Here is a 25129-nt window from a genome sequence, read left to right as displayed (position 1 = left end):
CGCAAAGTAAAAAATTTAATGTAATATTTTTAAACAATAAGTTGGAATTAAGAAAACAATGATCTACCTTTAACTAATAATATAGTTATAAATCACCAGGGCGCTATTCGCTCAAAATGTATTGTTAACATTTCCTTAATCCTTAAATACCACACTCATGAAAACTATGAAAACTTTATTGCTATTGCCGGGCGTTCTGGTAATGCATTTCGCCATCGCACAAACGGAATCTCACGTTAAACTCTCAAGCGACTATCCCTCCCCCGGTGAAAAGATCACGATGACGTACGATCCGACGGGAACCGTTGTCGATGGTAAAAAGGACATTACAGCTTCTGTATTTTATTTAGATAACAAAGATTACCCGGTTGCCGATATCGACCTAAAGCCTAATGGAAAATTACTAACCGGGGATTTAACCATTCCGGCCACTGCGAAATCTTTCTTCATTAAAATAAGCAGCGGCAGTGATGTTGATGCCAATAACGACAAAGGCTACACCTATTTAGTGTATAAAGACAAACAACCTGTTGCCGGAGCTTATGCGATGAATGGCAACTTACTAGCGAGCGGAATGGGGCAATATTTTGCTAAAATAAAAACTGACGCTGTCGCTGGCATGGAATTATACAAGAAAGAGTTTGCGCTGCATCCTGATACCAAAAAGGATTACGAGGCAAGTTATTATTATATGATTGCCCGTAAACCCGAGTATAAGGCAGAAGTATCTGAGGAAATCAAATCGCTTGAAAAAAGCAGCGATGAAAAGGACCTGATGATGGCGGTTAACCTCTTGAATATGACAAAAAGCAGCGGAGCCGACTCGCTAAATACGATTGTGAAAAACAAATTCCCGGACGGGCTAACAGTTAAGAATGAGTTAAGCACCTCGTTCTACAAGGAAAAAGACGTTGCTAAAAAAGATTCCATTTATAATGTTTACATTAAAAAATACCCTGAAGACAAAAGCGAAAAACATCCAATCCAGGACAATTTACGTGTTCAGCTGGCTAATGCTTACCTAACCAAAGGAGATATCACCAACTATGACAGGGTTGCTGCCCAGGTAAAAAACAAAAGCAATCTTGCTATGGGTTTAAATAACACAGCTTATCAATGGGCCGAAAAAGGTGAACACATGGACGATGCAGCGAAATTGTCAAAACAATCATTGGATATAGTTGCAGAAGATATAAAGAATCCCGTTGCTATGGCATATAGCTCACCTTCGCAGGCGAAAAAGAATTATGAAGAAAGTTACGATATGTACGCAGATACCTATGCATATATTTTAATGAAGCAAAACAAATTTGCGGAAGCGTTAAAGTATGAGCAACCAGTAGTTGACCATGCCAAGGCCACCGACCCGGAAGTAGCTGAGCACTATGTACAAATTTTGGGTGCCCTGGGCCAAAACGCCAAAGCATTTGAATATGCAGAAAATGCGATTAAAGATGCGAAGGGCACTGCTGTACTAAAGGATGAGTTTAAAAAGAATTATATCAAGGTAAAAGGAAGCGACAAAGGCTATGATGAATATTTTTCGGCATTAGAAGCGGCTGCAAAAGCCAAAGCAATAGCTGAACTTGCCAAAACAATGATTAACCAACCGTCACCCGCCTTTGCTTTGAAAGATCTTGACGGCAATACTGTCTCACTTGCAGACCTTAAAGGAAAAGTTGTAATAGTTGATTTTTGGGCAACCTGGTGCGGCCCATGCAAGGCATCATTCCCAGGAATGCAAATGGCTGTAAATAAATTCAAGGACAACCCTAACGTCAAGTTTTTATTTATTGACGTTTGGGAAACAGGGTCGAATTATGTAGATGGCGTAAAGAAATTTATTGCCGACAACAAATATACCTTCCATGTGCTGATAGATGAAAAGACAGAATCGGGCAAACAGGATAAGGTAGTGAGCACCTTTAAGGTAGATGGAATTCCTACCAAGTTCATCATAGATAAAGCTGGTAATATCCGCTTCAAATATGTAGGTTACTCTGGCACACCGGAAAAAGTGCTTAACGAGGTAATCAACATGGTTGATATAGCAGGTAATCCCGAAGCTTATGCATCTGCACAGAAAACAACTGAACCCAAAAGCGGTTCAAAATAAATAACAGACAAGAGCAATAAAAAAAGCGATGAACCCTTCAGTTCATCGCTTTTTTTCTGTTTAGAAGTTCGGCTTCAACACGTATTTATTATAGAAACGGAAGATATGCTCAGTAGCCTCTTCGGCGGTATCAACCACACGGTATAGCATCAGGTCATCAGGATGGATATTATGTTCCTGGTCGAGCATTTTTTGTTCAACCCAGTCAAATAAACCCTTCCAGTAATCAGTGCCAACAAATACAATCGGGAAGCGGGCTATTTTACCTGTTTGAATTAAGGTTATTGCCTCGAATGACTCATCCATGGTTCCGAACCCACCCGGGTACACAATAAAACCCTGCGAGTATTTCATGAACATTACCTTGCGAATAAAAAAGTAATCAAACTCGAGGATCTTATCCCTGTCGATATACTTATTATGGAATTGCTCAAAGGGTAGCTCGATATTTAAACCTACAGATTTACCACCTGCCTCATAAGCGCCTTTATTGGCTGCCTCCATAATTCCGGGCCCGCCACCCGAAATAACACCATATCCCCTTTCGGTTAAGATCCGTGCGGTTTCTTCCGCCATTTTGTAATACTTGCTATCGTTATGGGTTCGGGCAGAACCGAATATAGATACACACGGGCCGATTTTAGCCAATTTTTCAAAGCCGTCGACAAATTCGGCCATAATTTTAAAGATCTGCCAGGAGTCGGTAACCTTTATCTCCTGCCAGTTTTTGTTCTCAAAAGCTTGTCTTATTTTTTCTTCACCTGTCATAAGTAGTAGATAGTCCGGGAGTCCGAAAGTCGGAAAAGTCCGGAAGATAGAAACGGTTTATTTAATAGATATATTATTACAAATGGTTATTCATTAAGTTTTGCCTAACGCTCCAATCAGGCCAGCCTTACGGTTTTCGCACTTTTAGACCTCGCAGAAGATGTGATCCAAAGGCCAACAAAAGTAATTAATCCGTTAACTATTATCAGTTCGTTATCAAAAACGTAACCTCCCAGTAAAGTCGCGGAATTCAAACTGAGGTAATAGCAGATAGCCGGCGAGATCAAACAAATAAATGGCACCAGCTTATCCTTCACTTGCCTGTTCCCTAAAAACAATCCAAAGGAATATAAACCAAGTAATGGCCCGTAAGTATAGGATGCCACCTTAAAAATAGCGTTCACTACAGCAGTATTGGTTATAGCGTTAAATATAATGATGGTAAGCAGCATAGCCCCCGAAAATGCGATATGCACATAGTGGCGTGTGTTCACCATTTTTTTACTGTTAACATCCTTGTTTTTATTAAAGCCCAAAAAGTCGACGCAAAATGAAGTGGTAAGCGCGGTTAATGCTGAATCAGTTGTTGCAAATGTCGCCGCCGTTAAGCCAAGCATAAATACCATCGCAGGAACCAGTCCCAGGTATTTTAGTGCGATGGTTGGATACAGATAATCCGTTTTTTCAACCTTGATACCATACTTGGCAGCGTACATGTAAAGCAATGCACCAACCCCGAGAAAGAAAATATTGATGATCACAAATACAACAGTAAAGCTGAACATGTTCTTTTTCGCTTCGCGGATATTTTTGAGGCTCAGGTTTTTCTGCATCAGGTCCTGATCGAGGCCTGTCATAGCAACAGTAATAAACAATCCCCCTAAAAACGCTTTACTGAAATGGAATTTACTGGTTAGGAAATCGTCAAAGAAAAACACCTTTGAATAGCTGCTGTTTTTTACAGCTTCCGCCGCTTCAAAAATATTATAATGCAAACTTTGACAGATAAAATAGATGGACAAAAAGACTGACGACACCAGGAACAGTGTTTGCAGGCTATCAGTAATGATAATGGTCTTCAATCCGCCTTTAAACGTGTACGACCAGATCAGCACCAAACAAATCAAGCCTGTTACTGCGAATGGTACGTGATAGCTGTCAAAAATAAATTTCTGTAAAACTATCACCACTAAATAGAGTCGAAATGAGGAACCGATGATCCGGCTGATCAAAAAAATGCCGGCTGCCGTTTTATAGCTCCAGGTACCAAGCGCCCCTTCAATATAACTGTATATCGAGGTGAGTTTCAGCCGATAGTACAAAGGCAATAAAACTGTTGCTATAACCACAAAGCCAACGGCATTGCCTAAAACAAACTGGAAATACTCAAACTGGTCGCCGGTAGGCGCGCCAACTTTGCCGGGGACTGATATAAACGTCACCCCGCTTAAAGCCGTACCAATCATACCAAAAGCCACCAAATACCATTTTGAATTACGGTTGGCAACGAAGAATGTGTCGTTGTCTGATGATTTCCAGGAAGTCAGCCAGGAGATCACGAGTAAAACTAAAAAGTATCCTATTATAAATGAAAGCAGTATTCCGGGGGACATGAGTAGTTCATAGTTGATGGTTCATGGTTCATAGCCGTTTCACTTGTTCAACTATGAACCATGAACTATTAACCATGAACCCTGAGCGATTTACCTATTATTTTTTAAATTCGCAACATGAACTTTTCATCAAAGTTGCTGGAAGATGCTGTAGGCGAATTTGCGAAATTGCCGGGCGTGGGTCAAAAAACTGCGCTACGTTTGGTTTTACACCTGCTTAGCCAGGATAAGGATGATGTGGCGAAATTTAGTTCAACCATCAGTAAGCTGCGCAACGAGATCCAGTTTTGCAGGGTTTGCCTGAATATTTCCGATCATCCCGTTTGCGAGATCTGCTCATCCCCAAAACGGGATGGCAGCATCATTTGTGTGGTCGAAGATACCCGTGATGTAATGGCGATTGAAAATACCAATCAATATAATGGCGTTTATCATGTACTGGGTGGCTTAATATCTCCAATGGATGGCGTCGGTCCTTCAGATCTTGAAGTAGACTCGTTACTGGATCGCCTTAAGGAAAATGATGTTAAGGAAATTATTTTCGCCCTTAGCGCTACCATGGAGGGCGATACCACTATATTTTACTTAGACAAACGCTTAAAATCTTTCAACATAACTATCTCGACAATAGCGCGTGGCATAGCTTTTGGTGGTGAATTGGAGTATGTAGATGAAATCACCCTGGGGCGATCGATAGCTACGCGTGTTCCGTACACCAATTCATTGTCGAGGTAATATGAAGCTATCTGTTATTATTGTAAACCGCAACGCCTGTATCATGTTAAAACAGGCCTTAAATTCTTTAATTGACGCTTGTAAAAGCATTGATTATGAATTAATTATAGTAGACAATGCATCAGCAGATCATTCTCTTGACATGCTGGCGAATAACTTCCCTGGTTTAAAGGTAATTGTAAATGAAACAGACCTTGGTGTAGCCAAAGCCAACAACCAGGGATTAGAGGCTTGTACAGGAGAGTATATTTTAATAGTCAGTGCGGATACAATAATAATCAGGGATTCAGTTGAAAAGATGGTTGCGTTTATGGATACCCACACCGATGCAGGCGGAATGGGAATCAGGATGCTTAGTCCGCAGGGGCGTTTTTTACCGGAATCTATCCACGGCTTAACAAGCACATGGGGAGCCTTCCTGAAAATGATTGGTTTTGCCAAGCACCTTTCAAAGACCCGCTTATATGACCGTAACCGTAAGGATTGGGTGGAAGAGTTCCGCGAATCCGAGGTGGATATTCTAAACGGTGCCTGCATGATGTTGCGCAGAACCGCGTTAAATGAAGCCGGCATGTTTGACGAACGCTTCCTGATGTTTGGGCACGACATAGACCTGTCCTACCGCATCAGGCTTGCAGGCTTTAAAAATTACTACTTCCCAAAAACATATATCATTAACTTCGAAAGCCTCCGCTTATCGAAATTTAGCTGGGATTACATTAAGTATTTTTATGGCGCGATGTTTATATTCGCCGTCAAATATTTAATAAGGGTGCCTGAAATAAAAGTAAAGGGCATACCGCAATTGTTCCCTTCTACTTATGAAGTTAAATGATTTTGCAAGCCGGTTTGAACTGTGGTAAAATCTTGCTAAATTTGATATATGCAAGCCACGATTAATATCGAATTTGATGAATTACTGAAGATCGTTAAGAATCTACCCGGAAGCAAACCATCCATTCTTAAAGCAGAGATCGAAAAACAAACAACATCGGCAAATAAACGGAGCGATTTTGAAACTCTCCTTTTAGGCGGACCTACCTTCTCAGAAGAGCAAATAGAAGAAATTGCTAAAACCAGAACAGCTATAAATAAATGGCGGACAAAATAGTTTTGGCGGGTACCTCTATCCTTATCGATTACTTTAGAAAAACAAACAAACCTAATTCGGCATTTGTGAAATTATTCGAGCAGGGATATGATTTTTGTATTTCGGCAATAACCGAATACGAGATCTATTCGGGCGCGACACCAGCACAATTTAAATTTTGGGAGGCTTTTTTAGACAACGTTCGTGTTTTACCTTTTGATAGATCAACTGCAAAAGAAGCGGTCAATATTAACGCTGTACTAAAGACCAAAAGTAAACAAATAGATCTTGCCGACCTTTTCATAGCGGCAACCGCAATTTCAAATGACTTACCTTGTGCTACATTAAACAGAAAACATTTCGACAGAATTGACTCATTACAAGTAATAGAATTATAATCACCAAATATTTCCAGTGAGCCGCGCTCCTCTATTTTATGAACCTTACCAGTAAAATTGTTATTATAACCGGCGCATCTTCGGGCATCGGAAAATCACTTGCTATTGAATTTGCCAAACGCGGCGCTAACCTTGTACTGGGTGCAAGGCATTTCGTAAACCTTTGTACCATCACCCAACAGCTTGAACAACAATACAAGATCAGGGCTATTGCCGTGCAATGCGATGTAACTGTTGAGGCCGATTGCGAGCTATTGATCAAACAAGCGCTCGTTACATTTGAACGTGTGGATATATTGATCAATAATGCAGGGATCTCTATGCGTGCCTTATTTAACGATACGGATGTTAAAGTTTTAAAATCGGTAATGGATGTAAACTTTTGGGGAACAGTTTATTGCACCAAATATGCCTTACCCGAAATACTGAAAACGCAAGGAACAATTGTTGGCGTTTCATCAATAGCAGGTTATAAAGGCTTACCCGGCCGTACAGGTTATTCTGCATCAAAATTTGCGATGAACGGCTTTCTTGATGCATTGCGTGTTGAAAATTTAAAAACCGGGATTCATATTTTAACGGCCTGCCCCGGGTTTACGGCATCAAACATTCGTAATACCGCTTTAAACAAAGAGGGCAAGGAACAAAGGGAAAGCACTTTAAACGAAGAAAGCATGATGACCAGCGACGAAGTTGCGAAGATCATTGTTAACGGCGTTGAAAACAAAGCCCGAACTTTAATTATGACCGGACAAGGTAAGCTGACTGTGCTGATCGGCAAGTTCTTCCCTAAACTACTGGATAAGTTGGTTTTTAATAAGATGGCTAAGGAAAGAGATTCGTTATTGAGATAAACCCCATTGTCATTGCGTGTTTAAAAATCCGCTGGATTACGAGAGTGAAATGACAAGAAAAGGGGTGTCATGCTGAGGCACTCGAAGCATGTGGGCAAAGGCCTCTGCACCTGCTGAGCACGCGGATAGGCCACTGCGCACGTTAGGGGTGTCATGCTGAGGCACTCGAAGCATGTGGGCAAAGGCCTCTGCACCTGCTGAGCACGCGGATAGGCCACTGCGCACGTCGCACTTCGAGTGCCTCAGTGTGACACCCCACCCCAAGTGAATATAACTTGTCATGGGTAGGAGGAACGACGAAGCAACCTCGTCGCCATGCATATTCGCCATGCTTACGACGAGGTTGCCGCGCTATCGCTCGCAATGACAATATTAAAATAATTATACTTACCCCACAGCCTCCCCTACCTTTTCCAGCTCAAACATATCATAGTCACTAATCTTACTCAAATCCAATACAATTCTCCCCATCTCGTCCCGGTCAAAAACAGGTTTGAATTTTGCACCCCAAATAATCTCGTGTCCCTGGTATTGGGTACGGGAGTGAACGGTTTGTGAAAAAGTATCGTCAAACGCCCTCAATAATATGGCAAAGCCGGCTTCGGATTTTATCATATCTTCTTTGCTCATATCGATCATTGGACTATTTTCGTCAAGCGGATGCACAACTGTCCAGTTCAAGGTAAGCACACTCACTTTACTGCGTTCTACCTCAAGCGGATAAAAACGGCGGGTTGTTTTACCATCCACGGTCTCGTTGTAGGAGAAGATGATCTCTATCTCCAGGTCGATCAGCATATTACGCCGCAGGTTTGCCAGGCGGAACATAATCCCTCTACCCGTACCCATGTAAGGCGCCACCAATATATTTTTGCTATATACAATTTGAGCTGATGGCCTTGAAAAACGCCCATATAATAAGCCGGTAGCTAACGCAAAGGCAAGCAGGCCCATCATCGATTCCAATGCGGCCACACTGTTTGTACCCATCCCCTTCGGGCTGATGTGACCATAGCCAACAGTCGACATAGTTTGCGCCGAAAAAAAGAACGAATCCATAAAGTGGTTAAACGTGGTATTTCCCGAAGTCCCGTCTAAACCGTTCGGCCCGAACGACATGTAAATAAACGCAAAAATTATATTCACCAACAGGTAGCATGTAATTACCAGCAGCCAGAATTTGCGCCAGCTCATGGTTATCAGGGTATGATAGTTATTGGCCGTATTAAAAAAAGGTAATCCAACGCGCCTTACATTTGGAGAACCATCTTTATTCATCAGGGGCTGGTTCTTTATTACAGGCTGCGGGCCAAAGCCAAGATCATCTTCTGGGTTTATTTTACGTTCCGATTTTGCCATATTTCAGCCGCATTGGCTTTATGTTTTTGTAAAAATATCATTCTGCTTGCTTTTAGTAAAAACTATTTACATATTTGTCGTACAAAACAATAATGAAAATAATAAACAACAATTGGTGGTGGCTTAACGAGTAATCGTAAGGCAATTCCATTTTTGTTTTTTCAAAATATTCAGAAGGGTTGCCATAGTCGGCAACCCTTTTTTTTGCCCCCTGGCCCCCTAAAGGGGGAGTGAATTACGGGGAGGTATTTAATTAATATAATTAACCTTTTAAATTCCCCTTTAGGGGTTAGGGGCTTATGAAACAGATCTTAAATCATCTTTTTGAACACAAAACATTTACCCGCGAGCAATCAAAAGAAATTTTGACCGCTATCGCACAGGGCAAATACAACAATTCGCAAATGGCTGCTTTTATGACGGCTTACTGCATGCGCAGCATTACCGTTAATGAACTGGAAGGTTTTCGTGATGCCATGCTCGAGCTTTGCTTACCCATTGATTTGGAAACCGACCAGGTAATTGACCTTTGCGGAACCGGTGGCGATGGTAAGGATACATTCAATATCTCTACCCTCGCTTCATTTGTAGTAGCTGGCGCAGGATACAAGGTTGCCAAGCACGGTAACTATGGTGTTTCTTCAGGCTGCGGATCGTCAAACGTGATGGAGTTTTTAGGCTGCACATTTACCAATGATACCGATAAGCTAAAAACTGATATTGATAAAGCAAACATCTGTTTTTTACATGCGCCGCTTTTCCACCCGGCTATGAAAACGGTTGCTCCTATCCGCAGGGAACTTGGCGTAAAGACATTTTTCAATATGCTTGGCCCGCTGGTTAACCCCGTTAAGCCTAAAAACCAATTAGTTGGTGTATTTAATTTGGAGCTTGCGAGGGTTTATGCCTACCTGTACCAAAAATCAGATGTTAAATACACCATTGTAAATGCTCTGGAGGGTTATGATGAGGTGTCACTAACATGTGACTTTAAGACATTCTCGGGTGCCGGCGAAAAGATTAACAGCATTGAGGCGCTTGGTTTCGCTAAGCTGAATCCTAGTGAAATTCTGGGCGGCAGTTCGGTAAGTGAATCTGCAGATATTTTTGTTGAAGTATTGAACAACAAAGCTACATCTGCCCAAACCAACGTGGTTTTATGTAATGCCGCTTTGGCTATCAACACAATCAACCCCAAAAAAAGCTTTGCTGATTGTTTTTACGAGGCTGAAGCATCATTAATTGGCAAAAAGGCTTTAAAAAGCTTTGAAACTTTAGTGGCTAACTAAAATGAAGATAAAAATTTGCGGTTTACGCGATCCGGAGAACATAAAGGCGGTTGCAGCAATGGAACCGGGCTATATGGGATTCATATTTTATGGGCCGTCGCCACGATTTGTGGGTGAATTGCAAATAGAGGCGCTTGAAAGTATCCCGTCAACAATAAATAAAACAGCTGTTTTTGTTAATGAAAATGCCGAAACCATTAATAAGATCATCGACAAATATGATTTTGATTTTATTCAGCTGCACGGCGATGAAAGCCCGGAATTCTGTAAATCGTTAAGGGATAAAGCCATCGTGATCAAAGCGTTTGGGGTAAATAATGGTTTTGATTTCAAGCAACTTACCAAGTATAAAAACAAGGTCGATATGTTTTTGTTCGATACCAAAACAGACCAGCATGGCGGCTCCGGCAAAACTTTCGATTGGAGCATCCTTGATAAATACGACATGGAGATTCCATTCTTTTTAAGCGGGGGCATTAGCCCGGAAAACATTGAAGAAGTAAAATATATCAATCATCCTAAATTTTACGGCATCGACCTCAATAGTAAATTTGAGATCTCACCGGGTATGAAGGATATAGAAAAATTAGAAAAAGCATTTAATACAATAAAACAAAGCGCAGACTAATGAAATACGGAGTTAATGGACAAGGGTACTATGGTGATTTTGGCGGAGCTTATATCCCCGAAATGCTTTACCCCAATGTGGAAGAATTACGCCAGCAATACCTAACCATCATCAATGATGATGAGTTTAAGGCGGAGTTTAACCAGCTTTTAAAGGATTATGTAGGCAGGCCGTCGCCTTTGTATCATGCTAAAAGGTATTCTGAAAAATACGGCGCCAACATATTCCTTAAACGTGAGGATTTGAACCATACCGGATCGCACAAAATAAATAATGCCATCGGGCAGATCCTGCTGGCTAAGCGCCTCGGCAAAAAACGCATTATTGCCGAAACCGGCGCTGGTCAACATGGTGTTGCAACCGCTACGGTCTGCGCGCTGATGGGTATCGAGTGTGTAGTTTACATGGGCGAGGTAGACATGGAGCGCCAGGCTCCCAACGTATCGCGCATGAAAATGCTTGGTGCAAAGGTTGTTCCTGCTACATCCGGCAGTAAAACATTAAAGGATGCCACCAATGAAGCCTTGCGCGACTGGATTGGCAACCCTGTTGATACACATTATATCATCGGTTCGGTAGTTGGCCCCTATCCTTACCCTGATATGGTGGCACGCTTTCAGTCAATTATCTCCGAAGAAACTAAAAAACAATTGCTGGAACATACCGGTAACGAACTGCCTCAATATGTAATGGCTTGTGTGGGTGGTGGCAGCAATGCCATGGGTATGTTCTACCATTTTTTGGATGATGAATCTGTGAAATTGGTTGCCGTGGAAGCAGCAGGCAAGGGTGTAGACAGCGGCCATTCTGCAGCTACCACTTTTCTGGGTCGTGAGGGAGTTTTACATGGCAGCCGCACCATATTGATGCAGACGGACGACGGGCAGGTTGTTGAGCCTTATTCTATTTCAGCGGGGCTGGATTATCCGGGCATTGGCCCGCAGCATGCGCATTTGTTTAAGATCAACCGGGCGCAGTATGTAAGCGTTACGGATGATGAAGCTTTGCAGGCAGGTCTGCTTTGCAGCCAGATGGAAGGAATTATCCCCGCCATTGAGTCGGCACATGCAATAGCTTATCTTGAAAAAATGAAATTCAAACCAAATGACAACGTAGTTATTTGCCTTTCAGGCCGCGGCGACAAGGATTTGGACACGTATATTAAATATTTTGGATACTAATTAGTTCATAGTTCATGGATGATAGTTCATAGCAACTACTACCATGAACAATGAACCACCAACCATGAACTAACAAACATGAACCGTTTAAACCAACTTTTCAATACAAAAAAAGATAACCTGTTGTCTATCTATTATACAGCAGGCTATCCAGAACTAAATACAACCCTTGATATCGCCGAAGCTTTGGAAAGGGCCGGGGTAGATTTCTTAGAAGTAGGCTTCCCCTACTCCGACCCGGTTGCTGATGGCCCCACTATCCAGCATAGTTCCGAAAAAGCGCTTGAAGCTGGTATGACCCTTAATTTGCTTTTTGAACAATTAGCCGACCTGCGTAAACGGGTAACTATCCCAATACTGCTGATGGGTTATGCAAACCCAATGATCCAGTATGGCGTTGAACGCTTTTGTAAAAAAGCCGCCGTGGTTGGTGTAGATGGCGTTATCGTACCCGATCTGCCAATGTACGAGTATGAAACTTTGTACGCTGATTTTTTTAAAGCGAATGGACTAAGCAATATTTTCCTGGTAACGCCGCAAACATCTGAAGAGCGAATCCGCAAGATAGATGAGTTGAGCAACAGCTTTATTTATCTGCTTTCGTCGTCATCTATCACAGGCGGCAATTTGCAGGTTTCGGTTAACATTGAGGATTATTATAAGCGGATAAAGGCTATGCAGCTAAAGAATCCGGCGATCATCGGCTTTGGAATTTCAGATAATAAATCGTTCAGCAAAGCCTGTGAATACGCAAGCGGAGCAATTGTGGGTAGCGCTTTTGTTAAGCTTCTAGGGACAGAGGGGTACTTGGAGAAGATTCCGGGATTTATTGAGGCGATAAGACCTTATTAGAGATACAACTCCAACTCCCCCTTACCCTCACGAATAACTTCAAAGTCGCCGCCGGTACAATCCACTACGGTCGACGGGATATTTTCCCCGTAGCCACCGTCGATTACAAGATCTACCAGGTCTTCATATTTTTCGTGAATCAGTTCAGGGTCTGTTGAATATTCAATGATCTCGTCATCATCCTTTATGGAGGTTGAGAGGATAGGATTACCCAATTGCCTTACAATCTCCCGGGCAATATCATTATCCGGCACCCTGATCCCGACTGTCTTTTTATTGGAGCTTAACAGCTTGGGCACGTTATGATTTGCATTAAATATGAACGTAAACGGACCCGGCAGCGCCTTTTTTAACACCCTGAACGTGGTATTATCAATCGGTTTAATATAATCCGAAATGTGGCTCAGGTCAGAACAAATGAAGGAAAAGTTAGCCTTTTCAGGTTTAATGTTCCTGATCTTGCAGATAGCCTCAATAGCCCGGTGATTAGTAATATCGCAGCCAAGGCCATAAACGGTATCTGTTGGATAAATGATGAGGCCGCCTTTACGGAGCACTTCCACAACCTGCTCGATGGCCTTTGGATTTGGATTTTGGGGGTAGATTTTAATAAGCATGATGTGCTGCAAATATACGGTACAGTATTGTTAAAAAATAAAACCATCCTTTTTACAGAATGGTTTCATTTTTTTATAAATCCGAAATGGAAATTCCGAAATCCGAAATAAGATTATTTTTGCTTTGCAAACTGTACGTTGATCAGCAATTTGATATCCTCACCTACTACAATTGAACCTGCTTCGGTAACGCCATCCCAGGTTAAACCAAAATCCTTACGGTTGATTTTACCTGTTACTTCAAAACCAGCCTTGGTATTTCCGTAGAAATCATCAGTTGAACCACCGAATTCAGCAGCCAATGTAACTGATTTGGTAACACCCTTAACGGTTAAGTCACCTACCAGTGCAAATTCGTCATCACCTGTTTTTTTGAAAGAGGTTGATTTGAATGTGATCTGCGGGAATTGAGCAGCATCAAAAAATTCAGCTGATTTTAAGTGCTCATCTCTTTGTGTTTGGTTGGTATCGATGCTGTCGATATTTAAAGCGAAAGTAATTTCTGAATCTTCAAAATCGTCATTAGAGGTTTCAAGCGCTCCTTCGAAGCTTTTGAAGAAACCGCTAACTGTTGATATAACTAAGTGTTTAACTTTAAACTGTACTTCTGAGTGCATTGGGTCAAGAACCCATTTTGTTGCTGTTGCCATGACTTTTAATTTTTAATGATTGTTTTATAGAACAAATGTACATAATAGATGTTTAAACATCTAATTTATATTTCAATATTACATTTAGTTTACAATGTGATTTAGTAACAGCCAAACTACAGTTTTGTTGGCGTTATGGAGATTAACTTTCTGTTATCAAAAAGTTCACTGTTTATTCATAAATTCTGAAAGAATCCGGTGAAAATGGTGTGTACCCTGCTCCCGGGTAACGGAATAGCGGCCATGTTTGTAGAATCTTGATTTTACGCCACGCTGAACATTCTCCACAATTTCTTCGTCCTCCTGTTCAACCTTGTCAAGCCCTGCCCCTGCCCCTCTGTCCAGTTTTGATTCATCCCATACATAGGAAAAGAACTTTACCCGGCATTCATCAACAGCAACCGGCTCGACAACATTAACTGACAATCCCCATGGATAAAAATTAAACATCATATTGGGGAACACCCAAAAGTAATAGGCCGCCAGATTTTTACCGTAATCAGGCGACGACTCCGGCAGGTCAAAACAATCATCCGCTGTTTTGGCGAGGCCCAATTGCAAACTGGAATATGGGAAAAACAATTCGGTGGCGTATTCGCCAAAATCTATCACCGCGTTTAATCCGGCATGAACAAATGGGATATGGAAACCCTCGAGGTAATTTTCACAATATAACGCCCAATTAGCTTTCACATTAAATACCCTTGACAATTCGGGCTTAAACTTAAAGTCACTTAAAGGCATCCAGCTTATCCTTTCCATCATGTCCCTGAAAAAAAGTTCCTTTGGGTATTTATTATCCATTGTGGTAAACAGCAAACGCTCCCATTTAAACAACTCCAGTTTGGGCAGGTTATCCTCCTCTGCCGGGAAGTTTTCAACCTCCTTAAATTCAGGCATGGACACAAACTTACCGTCTAGGTTAAACATGCGCCCGTGGTAACGGCAACGCAGGTTATTTAGCTTGCAGGCCTTTTCAACAACCAGGTTGCCGCGGTGCGTACAAACGTTTGATAGTACATTGGTATTTCCTGCTTTGTCGGTCGTTAGCAAAAGCGGTTCATCCAGGTACCCTTCCAGCAATGTGAAAGGGTAAGCATTGTCACCGTTCTTCAGTAATTCATCGCTGCCAATAAACTGCCATGACGAACTAAAGATCTTTTCGCGGCATTGTTCAAACACTTCCCGGCTGGTATAAAAATCAGCATTTAAGGTTTTAGCTTTGGCTATATCCGGGTCGACGAAAAACTGGGGCATAATATTGGTTAAAGATGAATTGATACCGCAAGTTAAAGTAAAATCATTTAATTAGGCAGGGATTATAAATCCCCAAAGTGAGAAAACTATCCCCTACTTTTTAAAAGATAACAATTTGCCGGATATTTGCGTATTACACCTCCGGGTAACAAAAGGGGCAAAAATTACACAAAGGCCCTGCTTTTAGCCTTTGAGTTTATTTTTTCTTCGTTTTCCATATCTTGGGGCACTAAATTGGCTCACTAAGGAAACGTTTTATCATTCAGTTTAGAAAGTAAATAATGTTTGGCTTATTTATTGCCAATTGTTGATATAATATAATTATGAAAAGACTTTTAATTATAGTTTCATTTTTACCATTCCTGGCCTTAGCTCAAACTTCCGACGAACATTTGAAGGTGGCTAACGCCCTGGCGGCAAAAAAAGACTACCCTGCTGCAATTGCTGAATTTACCAAGGCTATTGACCTGAACGCCAACAGCGTAAAAGCATATTTATATCGCGGCAACGCTTACAGCAATAGTAACCATTTTGATGAGGCTGTTAATGATTATACCAAAGTAACAGCTATTGATCCGGGTAATGCTAATGCTTATTATTACCGTGCAAATGCCAACAGCAACATAAAAGCTTACAAAAGCGCAATTGACGACTATACCAAGGCCATTGCTTTAGGGCTTCACGAATCAGATATTTACCATTACCGCGCAAATGCCAAGGTTAATTCATCAGATTATGCAGGCGCTATTGAAGATTTTACCAAAGCCATTGAGCTTGCACCAAATAATCCTGAGCTTTATGAATACCGCGGTGTTGCCAAAACCAACGTGGGCGATTATAATGGCGCTATTAAAGATTACGACATCGCTGTAAGGTTAAATCCTAATAATGCAGACATATACTATTATAGGGCAAATTCAAAAAGTACCCTTGCCGATTATAATGGAGCAATAGCAGATTACAATACTACTATCCGGATGAACCCATCCAATTCGGAGGCTATTTTTTACCGTGGCAATACCAAAACTAATATCCGCGATTATAAGGGAGCAATTGAAGATTATAAAAAAGTTGTGGCGATGAACCCGGGTTTGCATAACTTATATTATTATTTAGCAAAAGCTATCAGTAACAGCTCGGATAATAAGGAAGCTATTCAATATTTCGACAAGGCTATTGCACAGGATCCAAATAATGCAGAGCTCTATCTATATCGCGGTGTTTCTGAAAGCAAATTGGAAAACAAGGATGCTGCCATGGCTGATTATAACAAAGCCATTGATATTGATGCCCATTTATCCGAAGCATTCCAAAACAGGGCTGATTTGAAAATCGACCAAAAAGACTATCACGGAGCTCTTGATGATGCAAACAATGCCGTTAATTATGGCACAAATAAAGACGGCTATGCTTACTTAATCCGCGCAAAAGCAAAAAGATATCTCCAGGACACCAGTGGTGCAATGGAAGATTATAATGCAGCTATCCGTATTGATCCTAAAAATACAGACGCATACTTTGGCCGTGGTGAGGTAAAAATCATGATGTCAGACTATCCGGGGGCAATTACCGATTTTAACAAGGCGATTGAGATGTACCCAAACAATTCCAATGCCTATTTAAACCGGGGCCTTGCTAAAAGCCGGATGGGCGATAAAACAGGCGCTATTGCAGATTATAAGCGCCAGATTGAACTGGATCCTAAAAACCAATATGCCTACATTCGCCTGGGTAAAATATTAATTGATGACAGGCAATACAACGAGGCCATTAACTTATTGAACAGGGTTATCACCCCGTCTATAAAAAATGGCAAGGTATTAGTACTTAGAGGCAATGCCTATGCGGGATTAGGTGACAATCGCTCGGCAATAATTGATTTTGACAGGGCTATTGCCGTGGACTCAAATGCAATTTCTGTAGCTTACAGCGGGCGTGCAGGCGTTAAGTTAGGCCTGAGAGATTATGACGGTGCTACTGCAGATATAAACAAGGCCATTGAAAAGGATCAGAACAACGATGACGCTTACTTCTCAAGAGGCAACCTAAAAATGATCCAGAAAAATTATGCAGGTGCCGTTTATGATTACATCAGCGTATTATTGATCAACCCGGATAACGTTAAAACCTATGCCTATCGCGGTCTTGCAGAGGCTTATACCAATGATACCTCGGCTATGAACGGTGATTTCAGGCAAGCCATGAAAGTTAGCCCCCGGGACGAAATGAACTACGTTTTACGCGGAAAAGCCGAGATTGTAATGAAGGATTATTATAGCGGTTTAAAGGACCTGGACAAGGCCGTTGAAATGAACCCGCATAACTTTGATACCTGGTTGGCACGCGGAATGGCAAAGCTACTCCAAAACGATAAAAGCGGTTGTACAGATTTAAAAAGAGCACAGGAACTTGGCTCGAAGGAAGCTGTTGATGACCTGGCCCGGTATTGCAGATAAGGGGAAGTCTCGAGTCTGAAGTCGGGAGCCCAAAATACTTCTAACTGTTGACTTTTGACTCAAGACTCAATACTACTGACTTAAGACTATTTACTTACCACCAGTTTACCGTCTGACAGGTCATTAAAATCTTCTTCGTAATTTACTTTTCCATTTGATAGCTTCACATAGTCAACCGAGCCAGTTCCCTGGAAGGTGTAATCTATCCCGATTATTTTGGCCTTGATGATGTCGTTGTTAACGGTGTAGACCAACTTATCGTTCACAAATATTTTGGCTTTTCTGTTTACGGCTTCAATCCTCACTTTCACATAGTTATTAAAGTCGACACCAAATGCAGAAAGATCCTGTTGCTTGCCTGATGCATAATAATTTGTAAACAGCAGATCGAGCGAAGAGATGCAGCCTTTGCTACAGAGCGGTATATAAATAGCTGTTCCTTCGCACAAGATATAGATCTTGCTTAGCTGGCATACCGCAGCCCCCTCTTTATAGTCGTTCTTTACGGCTGTTTCAAAAACAAAATTATCACTATAGATCGGGCCGAAATCGCGAACGTTGGCATAAAGCACATCGGGAGGTACCGGCTGTAGCTTTACATTTTTCGCCAAGATCTTTTCAATCGGCAACGACATTTTTCCGTTATGAATGGCATCTTCCTTCGGAAAATACACCGGCACAGGCGATTGCGTAACAGCCGGCATCCAACCCTTTGATTTTATAAGCAGCCGGTGCATGCTTACAATCCTTGTGCCCACAATAAGCTTTGCCTTATAATAATCAGGATAATAATAGATTGATGTATGCTGATGATCGTTTTTAGAAACTTTGACCTGCAGGTGCCTGTCCCATGATTGTTGAATAATTACCGAGTCGTAAGGCGATTTGGTTGCATCGTAACTAAACACAACAGAGTTTGGCAGCCCTTCGGTAACTATTTTTTTACTGCTAAAAGAGTAATTGCTATCTATTACCCCGGGTGGCTGGGGTTTGTTAAGCTGCATTATCGTAAAAACGCCAACTATAACAATAACGGTAAGTGAAACTCCTATCACAATGCCCTTGCGGCTCTTTTTAACCGACTGACCTTCCTTAACATCCGCAATAACGGGAACAGACTTTTCTTCAGCCTTATCAACGGCTATCGTGCCATTGCCATTTTGGGATTTAAAGCTCCGCCAGTTCTCATACCCTAAAAACTGAACAAGGGTATCCAAGGTATGTGTATTCGGCAAGCTTTCGTACTTCACCTTGCCCCAAACTCTTTTTAAGGTAACATGGCTTAAAGCTACACCAGTTTTATCCTGGATCTTTTCACTTAAGGTTACAAAGTCCTGGTTTGTCCATTCGCTGCTGTCGCCCCAACCGGTACTCGCTTCAAATAATTTCTTGGTTTTTTCAATAAAAAACTCATCGTTATGCATAGCCGAAAATCGTCATTATCCCACAAAAATATAACATATAGCCTAAGCCCGGGTTTTGTACAAACTTGTACAAACTTGTACAGGCCTTGAATAGTTAAACAGCCAACCTGTGCTTAACTTTATATTATAAATGTATTAAAAATCCATCCCGGATAAAATAGTACAACCAATTAAAACCTATTTGTTATGTTTAGTAAAAATACACACCGGGTAATTTTGTGGCTGTTGTATTTAAATTGCTTTTTGTTAACAACAGCAAGCGCACAATATTTTGATTTTACCGGTAATAAGAAAAAGACTGCGATACCATTCAGGCTGGTGCGCAACATGGTAATCATCCAGCTAAAAATAAACAACAAGGGCCCCTTTAACTTTGTTATGGATACAGGTGTGGGAATAATGATCATCACTGATCCAGGCCTGATCGATTCACTCCAGATCCCGGTGCACCGAATGCTAAAACTGCGCGGCTTTGGTGAAGATGAAGCTTATGATGCTTATGCCTCCCCTGAGCTTGCTATTACAGTATCCTGCTTACGCAGTTTTGCCGTTGACGCTGCTATTTTAAAAAAGGATCATTTCGGACTGTCAAGCTACGCAGGTATGCCAATCCATGGTTTACTTGGGTATGAATTCTTTAACAACCTGGCTGTAAAAGTGAACTTCAGTGATTCCACCATAACTGTGTACAACGCGAAGGATAAACATAAATTTGCAAAAGGTGAAAAAATACCCATCACCATTGAAGCCCATAAACCTTACATGGAAGCCAATGTTTATTTACCTGATGGCAATATAAAGAAGAGCAAACTGGTGGTTGACCTGGGCGCAGGTCATCCCCTTTCACTTGAAAATATTGACGAACATAGCGGAATTCAAAAGAAATGTATTCATGCAAATTTAGGCGTCGGCTTTAGTGGCCCTATAAATGGTTTTCTTAGCAGGATAAGCCAGATTGAGTTTGGGAAATATAAAATCAAAAACGTCATTTCCTCATTCCCGCAGGATGACTCTTTAAAAAACTATATAAATGTAAAAAGGGATGGCAACCTGGGCATTGGCCTGTTAAAAAAATTCATCGTAGTATTTGACTACCCCGATAACGCCATCTATTTAAAACCCGGTCCGAACTTCAAGGAGCCGTTTGAGCAGGACATGAGCGGCCTGGAATATTATGCAGACGGCGATGATTTTAAGCGAATCATTATTAGCAGGGTTGAACCGGGTTCCGCAGGAGATCAAATCGGCCTGGAAAAGAACGATGAGATCCTCGCCATAAATTTGAAGCCTATTGCCAAAATGAGTTTGGAAGAGGTAGACAGCATTTTTAAATCCTGGAATGACCGAAGCTTGTTGTTAGAGATCTACCACGATAACAGGCACGATTTGGTGATAATGAAATTGAAGAGGAGGATTTAACTAAGATTCATAGGATTAATTGGATTGAAGGATAAAACCCTCCTGCCGATTAAGATTTAATCTTACAAGATAAAAGCTTCCTAAAATCAAATTAATCCTAGGAATCTTAGTTTAATTAATTTCTAACTGATCCTTCGACGGAAACGCCGGAAAAATACCGTGTGGTTCGCTTTGGTACCAGTAGGATACGGTAGCAATATCATCCTGCAAAGGCATATACCTGCCATTACTGTGCCATCCCAGGTCTTGTATAGTAACCTTCAGATCCTCTTCAAAACGGATAGGATCTGCAATGTGCCAACGATAAAGACCGAAACGCTGGGCTATATCGTAATGCCCGTCGCCGCGTAATACCTGGGGCAGGCCGGTATAAGGGCCGCTGAATTCAGTATACTCACTGCCTTCAACGCCTACAGCATTTTTTCGACGGGTGTCAAAGTCATAAGCGCCGCAAAAATAATCTTCAGTTCCGGTGCCGTTAATTGTAGGGAATTTGGTGTCGCCGTCCATAAAGAACTTGATCTCCCCCTCGCCCCACCAGCCGTTTTTATTGGAACCATAAGCCATGTAAGTCCCTACGTATTGTCCCTTGCCCTTAATGCTGTCCACCAAAACATAATCCTTTTTTAACGGCACCGGGTTTACCCTGCGAAATTGCGCGTGAAAATATGCAGCATCTTTGGGCACATCGGTTAATGTATAATCGACCTGGTAATATAGAGACATATCTTCATCATCAATATTCTCCATGGTTATCTTGCATTTTTTACGAAATGGCATAGGCCAGTAACAATTCAAACCACTGCCAGGGTTCACCACAACGGCGAGAGAGGTTACAGGAGCATATCTGCCCCAGCCCACGCAAAAGAAGTCGCCGACAGGAACTTCAACAGATGGCGTAGTTTCATCGTCCCAATAAAAGCGGATGATTGAATAGCGCCAGTTACCTGTTGGGGTCATCCAGATATGCTGAATAGCACCCTGGTCGTTTATTTCGGCGATGGTGTAAGTGGTATGTTTTTTTATGATCACACTTGGGCTTACCTTCCAGGTTTGACCAAGCTCACGTGCGGCGCCTGCTCCTGTACCTGTCGTCGCCATACCTCCCTTGCCCTTTTCACCATTAAAATTTTCTGGGCTAATCGATCGGGTCTTAGCATCAGACATGCGATAGAGGTTACCCAAATTAACACCCAACCCATTAAATTTCTCCTGTGCCTGCGCCGATAAGGAAATCAAAGCGCCCGCCAAAACAATTAAAGCTGATCTTTTCATGTTACCTGTTAACTAAGTTTATAAAATTCGATTGCATTAAGTCCCCAAAAACGAGCCTGTTCATCAACAGACAGCTTCGCAGTATATTTTTCTACAATTCCGATCATTTTATCATACCCACCGGCAACATCACAAACCGGCCAATCAGAGCCAAACATTACCCGATTAGCGCCAAAAGCTTCAAACACAACGTTCAGGTAGGGTTCAAAGTCCCCTTCCTGCCAGTTTTGCCAGTCGGCCTCCGTTACCATGCCCGACACCTTGCACCAAACATTTTCATGCTGTGCAATAGTTCTCATACTGTTGGCCCACTTATCAATGTTTTTGTTTTTGATATCGGGTTTGGCAATATGATCTATAACATAGCGCACCCCCGATATATTCTTCACAAACTGGTTGGTGTAACCCAATTGATCAGGGAAGACAAGGATATCATAAGCCAGGTCGTAATTCTTAAGTGCGGCTATTCCCTTCATAAACTGCGGGTTCAGCATATAGGCCCGGTCAGGCTCGCCCTGCAATACGTGCCGAATCCCCTTCAGCTTTTTATTTTCGCTGTAATGAGCAATGCGCTCCCTTACATGCGGATCCATCAGGTTAACCCAGCCAACCACCCCTTTTATAAAATCATGCTGCTCAGCAAAATTCAATAAAAACTCAGTTTCAGCTTCCGACTGGTCGGCTTGAACTGCTATGCATCCGTCTATGTTATGTTTCTTTAATATCGGTTCCAGGTCTTCCGGGTAAAAGTCCCGTCGTATGGCGCTCATGGAATCATCTATCCAACTATCCCTTACCGGGTCAAACTTCCAAAAGTGCTGGTGTGAATCTATTTTCAATGAAGTATCTATATTTTATTATTTACTTAACTTAATCAACCACGCTCCCAATCAACTCAATCAACCACCCTAAGCATTCGCAAGCGCTCTATCCAGGTGCACGTATCCCCCATCTACATAAATTAACTGCCCGGTGGTATGGCTTGACCTCTCTGATAATAAAAAGGCTGTCATATCGGCTATTTCCTCCGCGGTTGTCATGCGGTTTCCCAGCGGGATCATTGCTTCTATTTCCTTCCTTTTCGCAGCCGGATCTGGCAGTGTATTTATCCAGGTCTCATAAAGCGGCGTCCAGCATTCAGCCACTATAATTGCGTTAACCCTGATCCCGTATTTTAACAATTCAACTGCCCATTCGCGGGTTAAGGCAGCACGCCCGCCATTTGCTGCAGCGTAACCGGATGTATTCCCCTGGCCTGTTTCCCATGTTTTAGAGGTAATATTCAATATCGGCCCCTTCGATTCCTTTAAGGCCGGCAAAGCAAAGTGCGCCATCAGGTAGTAATGAACCACATTTTTATGCAGCGATGCCATAAACTTCTCATAATTGCCATTTTCAAGCCCGACACCGTCATTTGCGCCTGCGTTGTTAACAAGACCGTCAATGCGGCCGAAATGTTGCAGGATCTCCTTCACCGCATTTTCGCAAGTTGCCGGTTCGGTAAGTTCGGCAACCACATGCCAGGCTCTTCCACCTGCCGATTCGATCTCCTTTACCGTTACCAGGTTATCCTCCGCACTTCTGCCAACTATTACAGGAACGGCGCCCTCTGCGGCCAGAACCTTCACTATTCCAGCTCCTATACCTTTGGCACCGCCCGTTACTATTATTATTTTATTTGTTAAACCTAAGTTCATGTTGTTATATAAAAAATGTAATTTATCTCACTTGCCGTATTAAATCATTTTGTCATTGCGAGCGAAGCGTGGCAACCTCGTCGAATACAGGGCGAACTTGTATATCTGTCATGCATAGCTACGAGGTTGCTTCGTCGTTCCTCCTCGCAATGACAAAGGGTATTAGTGCCCTGCAGCAATTTCTAATTTTTTGATATTCAAATTCCTATAGGCAAAATACAGGATGTATGAAAAACATATTATCGGTATCAGGTAAGCAAATTTAATGCTGCTCAAATCAGATACCTTACCCATTATCGGTGGGATTATAGCTCCGCCAACTATCCCCATTATTACCAGTGATGATCCCAATTTTGTCCTGGAACCCAACCCAACCGTGCTTAACGAAAATACCGTTGGGAACATGATCGACATAAAGAACGTAACACCCATTAATGCATAAATTGTAAACATGCCATGCAGGAAAAAGATCCCGACGAGCAACAACACATTCATTGAACAATAAAAGGCAAGCAATTTTACGGGATTTATAAATTTCATCAAATAAGTACCGCTGAATCTGCCCAGCATAAAGCAAAAGGTAGCTGCCGCTAAATAAAATTTCGCCGAGGTTTCGGTTAAGCCGGCCACCCTTTCGGAATAACGGATAAAGAAGCCAAGGATCCCGGCCTGGGCCCCAACATAAAAAAACTGGGAAATTATTCCTTTTCTTAACTGGTTTACCTTAAGTAATGCCCAGATCTTACTTAGTAATGTACCCGTTTCCACATCAACCTCCTCGCTACCTTCTTCAACAATTTCGGGCAATGGAGTTCTGAATATCAATATTGCTACAACCAATACAACCAACCCAATAATTAAATAAGGGATTTGCACTGCGGAAGCTTCTTTGTTTAAATAATCATTTAATTGCCCCGGCGTCATGGCTGCTTCCTGTGCTGCAGTTAAGTTTTTACCCGAAAGGATAAATATTCCGCCGGCTAAAGGGCCAAGTGTAGCAGCCAATCCGTTGAATGATTGTGAAAAATTTATACGCTGTGTTGCAGTTGCAGGGTCGCCAAGTATGGTTATATAAGGATTGGCCGCTGTTTCCAAAAATGCCGCCCCGCTGAAAATCACAAATAAAGACGATAAGAAAAATGCGTAACTTCTGACTGCGGCCGCGGGAAAAAACAAAAACGCCCCTATGGCAAAAAGAACAAGGCCTAATAAGATTCCGCCCTTATACCCATACCGGTGCATAAACCGCGCAGCTGGTATAGGTAACAGAAAATAAGCAATATAGGAAGCAGAATCAACCAATGACGATTGAAAATCTGTTAACTGGCAGGCTTTCTTTAGGTGTGCAATTAATATCGGGTTCAGATTTAAAGCAAACCCCCATATAAAAAACAAGGAGGTAACTAAGGCTAACGCGACAAACTTTTGGTCTTTTGACATGAATTCGGTTT

Annotated in this window: 23 protein-coding genes; 12 read left to right on the top strand and 11 right to left on the bottom strand. The window is 41.9% G+C overall.

Annotated elements, in window-relative coordinates:
• Window positions 1–157 precede the first annotated feature (157 nt).
• On the top strand, window positions 158–2116 hold the full coding sequence (locus KXD93_RS01855) for a redoxin domain-containing protein (protein WP_258135159.1): 1959 nt from the start codon (window positions 158–160) through the stop codon (window positions 2114–2116).
• Between the two features lie 60 nt (window positions 2117–2176).
• Here KXD93_RS01855 and KXD93_RS01850 read toward each other — a convergent pair whose 3' ends face one another.
• Together KXD93_RS01850 and KXD93_RS01845 are read right to left on the bottom strand one after the other, a co-directional pair.
• A complete protein-coding gene (locus KXD93_RS01850; RefSeq protein WP_258135158.1) occupies window positions 2177–2884 on the bottom strand; it encodes an LOG family protein in 708 nt (235 codons plus the stop codon).
• 116 nt (window positions 2885–3000) lie between these two features.
• Entirely contained in the window at window positions 3001–4497 is a 1497-nt protein-coding gene (locus KXD93_RS01845) for a sodium:solute symporter (protein WP_258135157.1), read from the bottom strand.
• Window positions 4498–4614: 117 nt separating this feature from the next.
• Here KXD93_RS01845 and recR point away from each other — a divergent pair, with 117 nt between their 5' ends.
• Genes recR through KXD93_RS01820 form a run of 5 tightly spaced genes read left to right on the top strand, consistent with a single transcriptional unit; the run spans window position 4615 to window position 7574 of the window.
• Complete coding sequence (recR, locus tag KXD93_RS01840) at window positions 4615–5232, top strand: recombination mediator RecR (protein ID WP_258135156.1); 618 nt, start codon at window positions 4615–4617, stop codon at window positions 5230–5232.
• A 1-nt stretch (window position 5233) separates the two neighbouring features.
• Window positions 5234–6067: a glycosyltransferase family 2 protein gene (locus KXD93_RS01835; protein WP_258135155.1), complete on the top strand. Its 834-nt coding sequence runs from the start codon at window positions 5234–5236 to the stop codon at window positions 6065–6067.
• A 48-nt stretch (window positions 6068–6115) separates the two neighbouring features.
• Window positions 6116–6343: a hypothetical protein gene (locus KXD93_RS01830; protein ID WP_258135154.1), complete on the top strand. Its 228-nt coding sequence runs from the start codon at window positions 6116–6118 to the stop codon at window positions 6341–6343.
• On the top strand, window positions 6328–6720 hold the full coding sequence (locus KXD93_RS01825) for a type II toxin-antitoxin system VapC family toxin (protein ID WP_258135153.1): 393 nt from the start codon (window positions 6328–6330) through the stop codon (window positions 6718–6720). The genes KXD93_RS01830 and KXD93_RS01825 overlap by 16 nt, the downstream gene beginning before the upstream one ends.
• A gap of 38 nt (window positions 6721–6758) precedes the next feature.
• Window positions 6759–7574, top strand: coding sequence for an SDR family oxidoreductase (locus tag KXD93_RS01820; RefSeq protein WP_258135152.1), 816 nt, complete (start codon window positions 6759–6761; stop codon window positions 7572–7574).
• A gap of 387 nt (window positions 7575–7961) precedes the next feature.
• Here the strand turns inward: KXD93_RS01820 and KXD93_RS01815 are convergent, their stop codons facing one another.
• The gene (locus KXD93_RS01815) at window positions 7962–8933 is read right to left on the bottom strand and encodes an ion channel (protein ID WP_258135151.1); all 972 of its coding nucleotides are present in this window, start codon (window positions 8931–8933) and stop codon (window positions 7962–7964) included.
• Window positions 8934–9232: 299 nt separating this feature from the next.
• Between KXD93_RS01815 and trpD the strand changes: the two genes are divergently transcribed.
• The 4 genes from trpD (at window position 9233) to trpA (ending at window position 12883) form a co-directional block, all read left to right on the top strand.
• The gene (gene trpD, locus KXD93_RS01810; protein WP_258135150.1) at window positions 9233–10222 is read left to right on the top strand and encodes an anthranilate phosphoribosyltransferase; all 990 of its coding nucleotides are present in this window, start codon (window positions 9233–9235) and stop codon (window positions 10220–10222) included.
• Between the two features lies 1 nt (window position 10223).
• On the top strand, window positions 10224–10850 hold the full coding sequence (locus tag KXD93_RS01805; protein WP_258135149.1) for a phosphoribosylanthranilate isomerase: 627 nt from the start codon (window positions 10224–10226) through the stop codon (window positions 10848–10850).
• Entirely contained in the window at window positions 10850–12031 is a 1182-nt protein-coding gene (gene trpB, locus KXD93_RS01800; protein ID WP_258135148.1) for a tryptophan synthase subunit beta, read from the top strand. Before KXD93_RS01805 ends, trpB begins: the two co-directional genes overlap by 1 nt.
• A 78-nt stretch (window positions 12032–12109) precedes the next feature.
• The gene (trpA, locus tag KXD93_RS01795) at window positions 12110–12883 is read left to right on the top strand and encodes a tryptophan synthase subunit alpha (RefSeq protein ID WP_258135147.1); all 774 of its coding nucleotides are present in this window, start codon (window positions 12110–12112) and stop codon (window positions 12881–12883) included.
• Here trpA and KXD93_RS01790 read toward each other — a convergent pair.
• The 3 genes from KXD93_RS01790 to KXD93_RS01780 all read right to left on the bottom strand — a co-directional run bounded on the left by KXD93_RS01790 (window position 12880) and on the right by KXD93_RS01780 (window position 15407).
• Window positions 12880–13500 (bottom strand): L-threonylcarbamoyladenylate synthase, encoded by a 621-nt coding sequence (locus tag KXD93_RS01790; protein ID WP_258135146.1) that lies wholly within the window; start codon window positions 13498–13500, stop codon window positions 12880–12882. The two genes, trpA and KXD93_RS01790, sit on opposite strands and share 4 nt — an antisense overlap.
• Window positions 13501–13613: 113 nt before the next feature.
• Complete coding sequence (locus KXD93_RS01785; protein WP_258135145.1) at window positions 13614–14150, bottom strand: YceI family protein; 537 nt, start codon at window positions 14148–14150, stop codon at window positions 13614–13616.
• A 165-nt stretch (window positions 14151–14315) separates the two neighbouring features.
• Window positions 14316–15407 (bottom strand): aromatic ring-hydroxylating oxygenase subunit alpha, encoded by a 1092-nt coding sequence (locus KXD93_RS01780; RefSeq protein WP_258135144.1) that lies wholly within the window; start codon window positions 15405–15407, stop codon window positions 14316–14318.
• 323 nt (window positions 15408–15730) lie between these two features.
• On the opposite strand from KXD93_RS01780, the gene KXD93_RS01775 reads away from it, so the two are divergent.
• Complete coding sequence (locus KXD93_RS01775; protein WP_258135143.1) at window positions 15731–17863, top strand: tetratricopeptide repeat protein; 2133 nt, start codon at window positions 15731–15733, stop codon at window positions 17861–17863.
• Window positions 17864–17949: 86 nt separating this feature from the next.
• Here KXD93_RS01775 and KXD93_RS01770 read toward each other — a convergent pair whose 3' ends face one another.
• Window positions 17950–19287, bottom strand: a complete 1338-nt coding sequence (locus KXD93_RS01770; protein WP_258135142.1) for a hypothetical protein — start codon at window positions 19285–19287, stop codon at window positions 17950–17952.
• Window positions 19288–19473: 186 nt separating this feature from the next.
• Between KXD93_RS01770 and KXD93_RS01765 the strand changes: the two genes are divergently transcribed.
• On the top strand, window positions 19474–20706 hold the full coding sequence (locus KXD93_RS01765; RefSeq protein WP_258135141.1) for a PDZ domain-containing protein: 1233 nt from the start codon (window positions 19474–19476) through the stop codon (window positions 20704–20706).
• A gap of 111 nt (window positions 20707–20817) precedes the next feature.
• Here the strand turns inward: KXD93_RS01765 and KXD93_RS01760 are convergent, their stop codons facing one another.
• From KXD93_RS01760 to fucP, 4 genes are all read right to left on the bottom strand, one after another.
• Window positions 20818–21981 carry a glycoside hydrolase family 172 protein gene (locus KXD93_RS01760; protein WP_258135140.1) on the bottom strand — a complete coding sequence of 388 codons (1164 nt, stop codon included), beginning with the start codon at window positions 21979–21981 and terminating at the stop codon, window positions 20818–20820.
• A gap of 8 nt (window positions 21982–21989) precedes the next feature.
• Window positions 21990–22820, bottom strand: coding sequence for an amidohydrolase family protein (locus tag KXD93_RS01755; protein ID WP_258135139.1), 831 nt, complete (start codon window positions 22818–22820; stop codon window positions 21990–21992).
• 69 nt (window positions 22821–22889) lie between these two features.
• Window positions 22890–23678, bottom strand: a complete 789-nt coding sequence (locus KXD93_RS01750; protein ID WP_258135138.1) for an SDR family oxidoreductase — start codon at window positions 23676–23678, stop codon at window positions 22890–22892.
• Window positions 23679–23840: 162 nt separating this feature from the next.
• The gene (gene fucP / locus KXD93_RS01745; RefSeq protein WP_258135137.1) at window positions 23841–25118 is read right to left on the bottom strand and encodes an L-fucose:H+ symporter permease; all 1278 of its coding nucleotides are present in this window, start codon (window positions 25116–25118) and stop codon (window positions 23841–23843) included.
• Window positions 25119–25129: the final 11 nt, after the last annotated feature.

The sequence above is a fragment of the Mucilaginibacter phenanthrenivorans genome (genome assembly GCF_024721155.1).
GTDB lineage: Bacteria > Bacteroidota > Bacteroidia > Sphingobacteriales > Sphingobacteriaceae > Mucilaginibacter > Mucilaginibacter phenanthrenivorans.
Note: the sequence above shows the minus strand (reverse complement) of the source record. Positions and strands in the feature narration are given on the sequence as shown.

Coding starts and splice junctions, on each gene's coding strand:
- recR (WP_258135156.1), top strand. CDS start 4,615: ATGAACTTTTCATCAAAGTTGCTGGAAGATGCTGTAGGCGAATTTGCG.
- KXD93_RS01855 (WP_258135159.1), top strand. CDS start 158: ATGAAAACTATGAAAACTTTATTGCTATTGCCGGGCGTTCTGGTAATG.
- trpB (WP_258135148.1), top strand. CDS start 10,850: ATGAAATACGGAGTTAATGGACAAGGGTACTATGGTGATTTTGGCGGA.
- KXD93_RS01805 (WP_258135149.1), top strand. CDS start 10,224: ATGAAGATAAAAATTTGCGGTTTACGCGATCCGGAGAACATAAAGGCG.
- KXD93_RS01790 (WP_258135146.1), bottom strand. CDS start 13,500: ATGCTTATTAAAATCTACCCCCAAAATCCAAATCCAAAGGCCATCGAG.
- trpA (WP_258135147.1), top strand. CDS start 12,110: ATGAACCGTTTAAACCAACTTTTCAATACAAAAAAAGATAACCTGTTG.
- KXD93_RS01780 (WP_258135144.1), bottom strand. CDS start 15,407: ATGCCCCAGTTTTTCGTCGACCCGGATATAGCCAAAGCTAAAACCTTA.
- KXD93_RS01825 (WP_258135153.1), top strand. CDS start 6,328: ATGGCGGACAAAATAGTTTTGGCGGGTACCTCTATCCTTATCGATTAC.
- fucP (WP_258135137.1), bottom strand. CDS start 25,118: ATGTCAAAAGACCAAAAGTTTGTCGCGTTAGCCTTAGTTACCTCCTTG.
- KXD93_RS01775 (WP_258135143.1), top strand. CDS start 15,731: ATGAAAAGACTTTTAATTATAGTTTCATTTTTACCATTCCTGGCCTTA.
- KXD93_RS01820 (WP_258135152.1), top strand. CDS start 6,759: ATGAACCTTACCAGTAAAATTGTTATTATAACCGGCGCATCTTCGGGC.
- KXD93_RS01845 (WP_258135157.1), bottom strand. CDS start 4,497: ATGTCCCCCGGAATACTGCTTTCATTTATAATAGGATACTTTTTAGTT.
- KXD93_RS01830 (WP_258135154.1), top strand. CDS start 6,116: ATGCAAGCCACGATTAATATCGAATTTGATGAATTACTGAAGATCGTT.
- KXD93_RS01815 (WP_258135151.1), bottom strand. CDS start 8,933: ATGGCAAAATCGGAACGTAAAATAAACCCAGAAGATGATCTTGGCTTT.
- KXD93_RS01850 (WP_258135158.1), bottom strand. CDS start 2,884: ATGACAGGTGAAGAAAAAATAAGACAAGCTTTTGAGAACAAAAACTGG.
- KXD93_RS01750 (WP_258135138.1), bottom strand. CDS start 23,678: ATGAACTTAGGTTTAACAAATAAAATAATAATAGTAACGGGCGGTGCC.
- KXD93_RS01760 (WP_258135140.1), bottom strand. CDS start 21,981: ATGAAAAGATCAGCTTTAATTGTTTTGGCGGGCGCTTTGATTTCCTTA.
- KXD93_RS01835 (WP_258135155.1), top strand. CDS start 5,234: ATGAAGCTATCTGTTATTATTGTAAACCGCAACGCCTGTATCATGTTA.
- KXD93_RS01765 (WP_258135141.1), top strand. CDS start 19,474: ATGTTTAGTAAAAATACACACCGGGTAATTTTGTGGCTGTTGTATTTA.
- KXD93_RS01785 (WP_258135145.1), bottom strand. CDS start 14,150: ATGGCAACAGCAACAAAATGGGTTCTTGACCCAATGCACTCAGAAGTA.
- trpD (WP_258135150.1), top strand. CDS start 9,233: ATGAAACAGATCTTAAATCATCTTTTTGAACACAAAACATTTACCCGC.
- KXD93_RS01770 (WP_258135142.1), bottom strand. CDS start 19,287: ATGCATAACGATGAGTTTTTTATTGAAAAAACCAAGAAATTATTTGAA.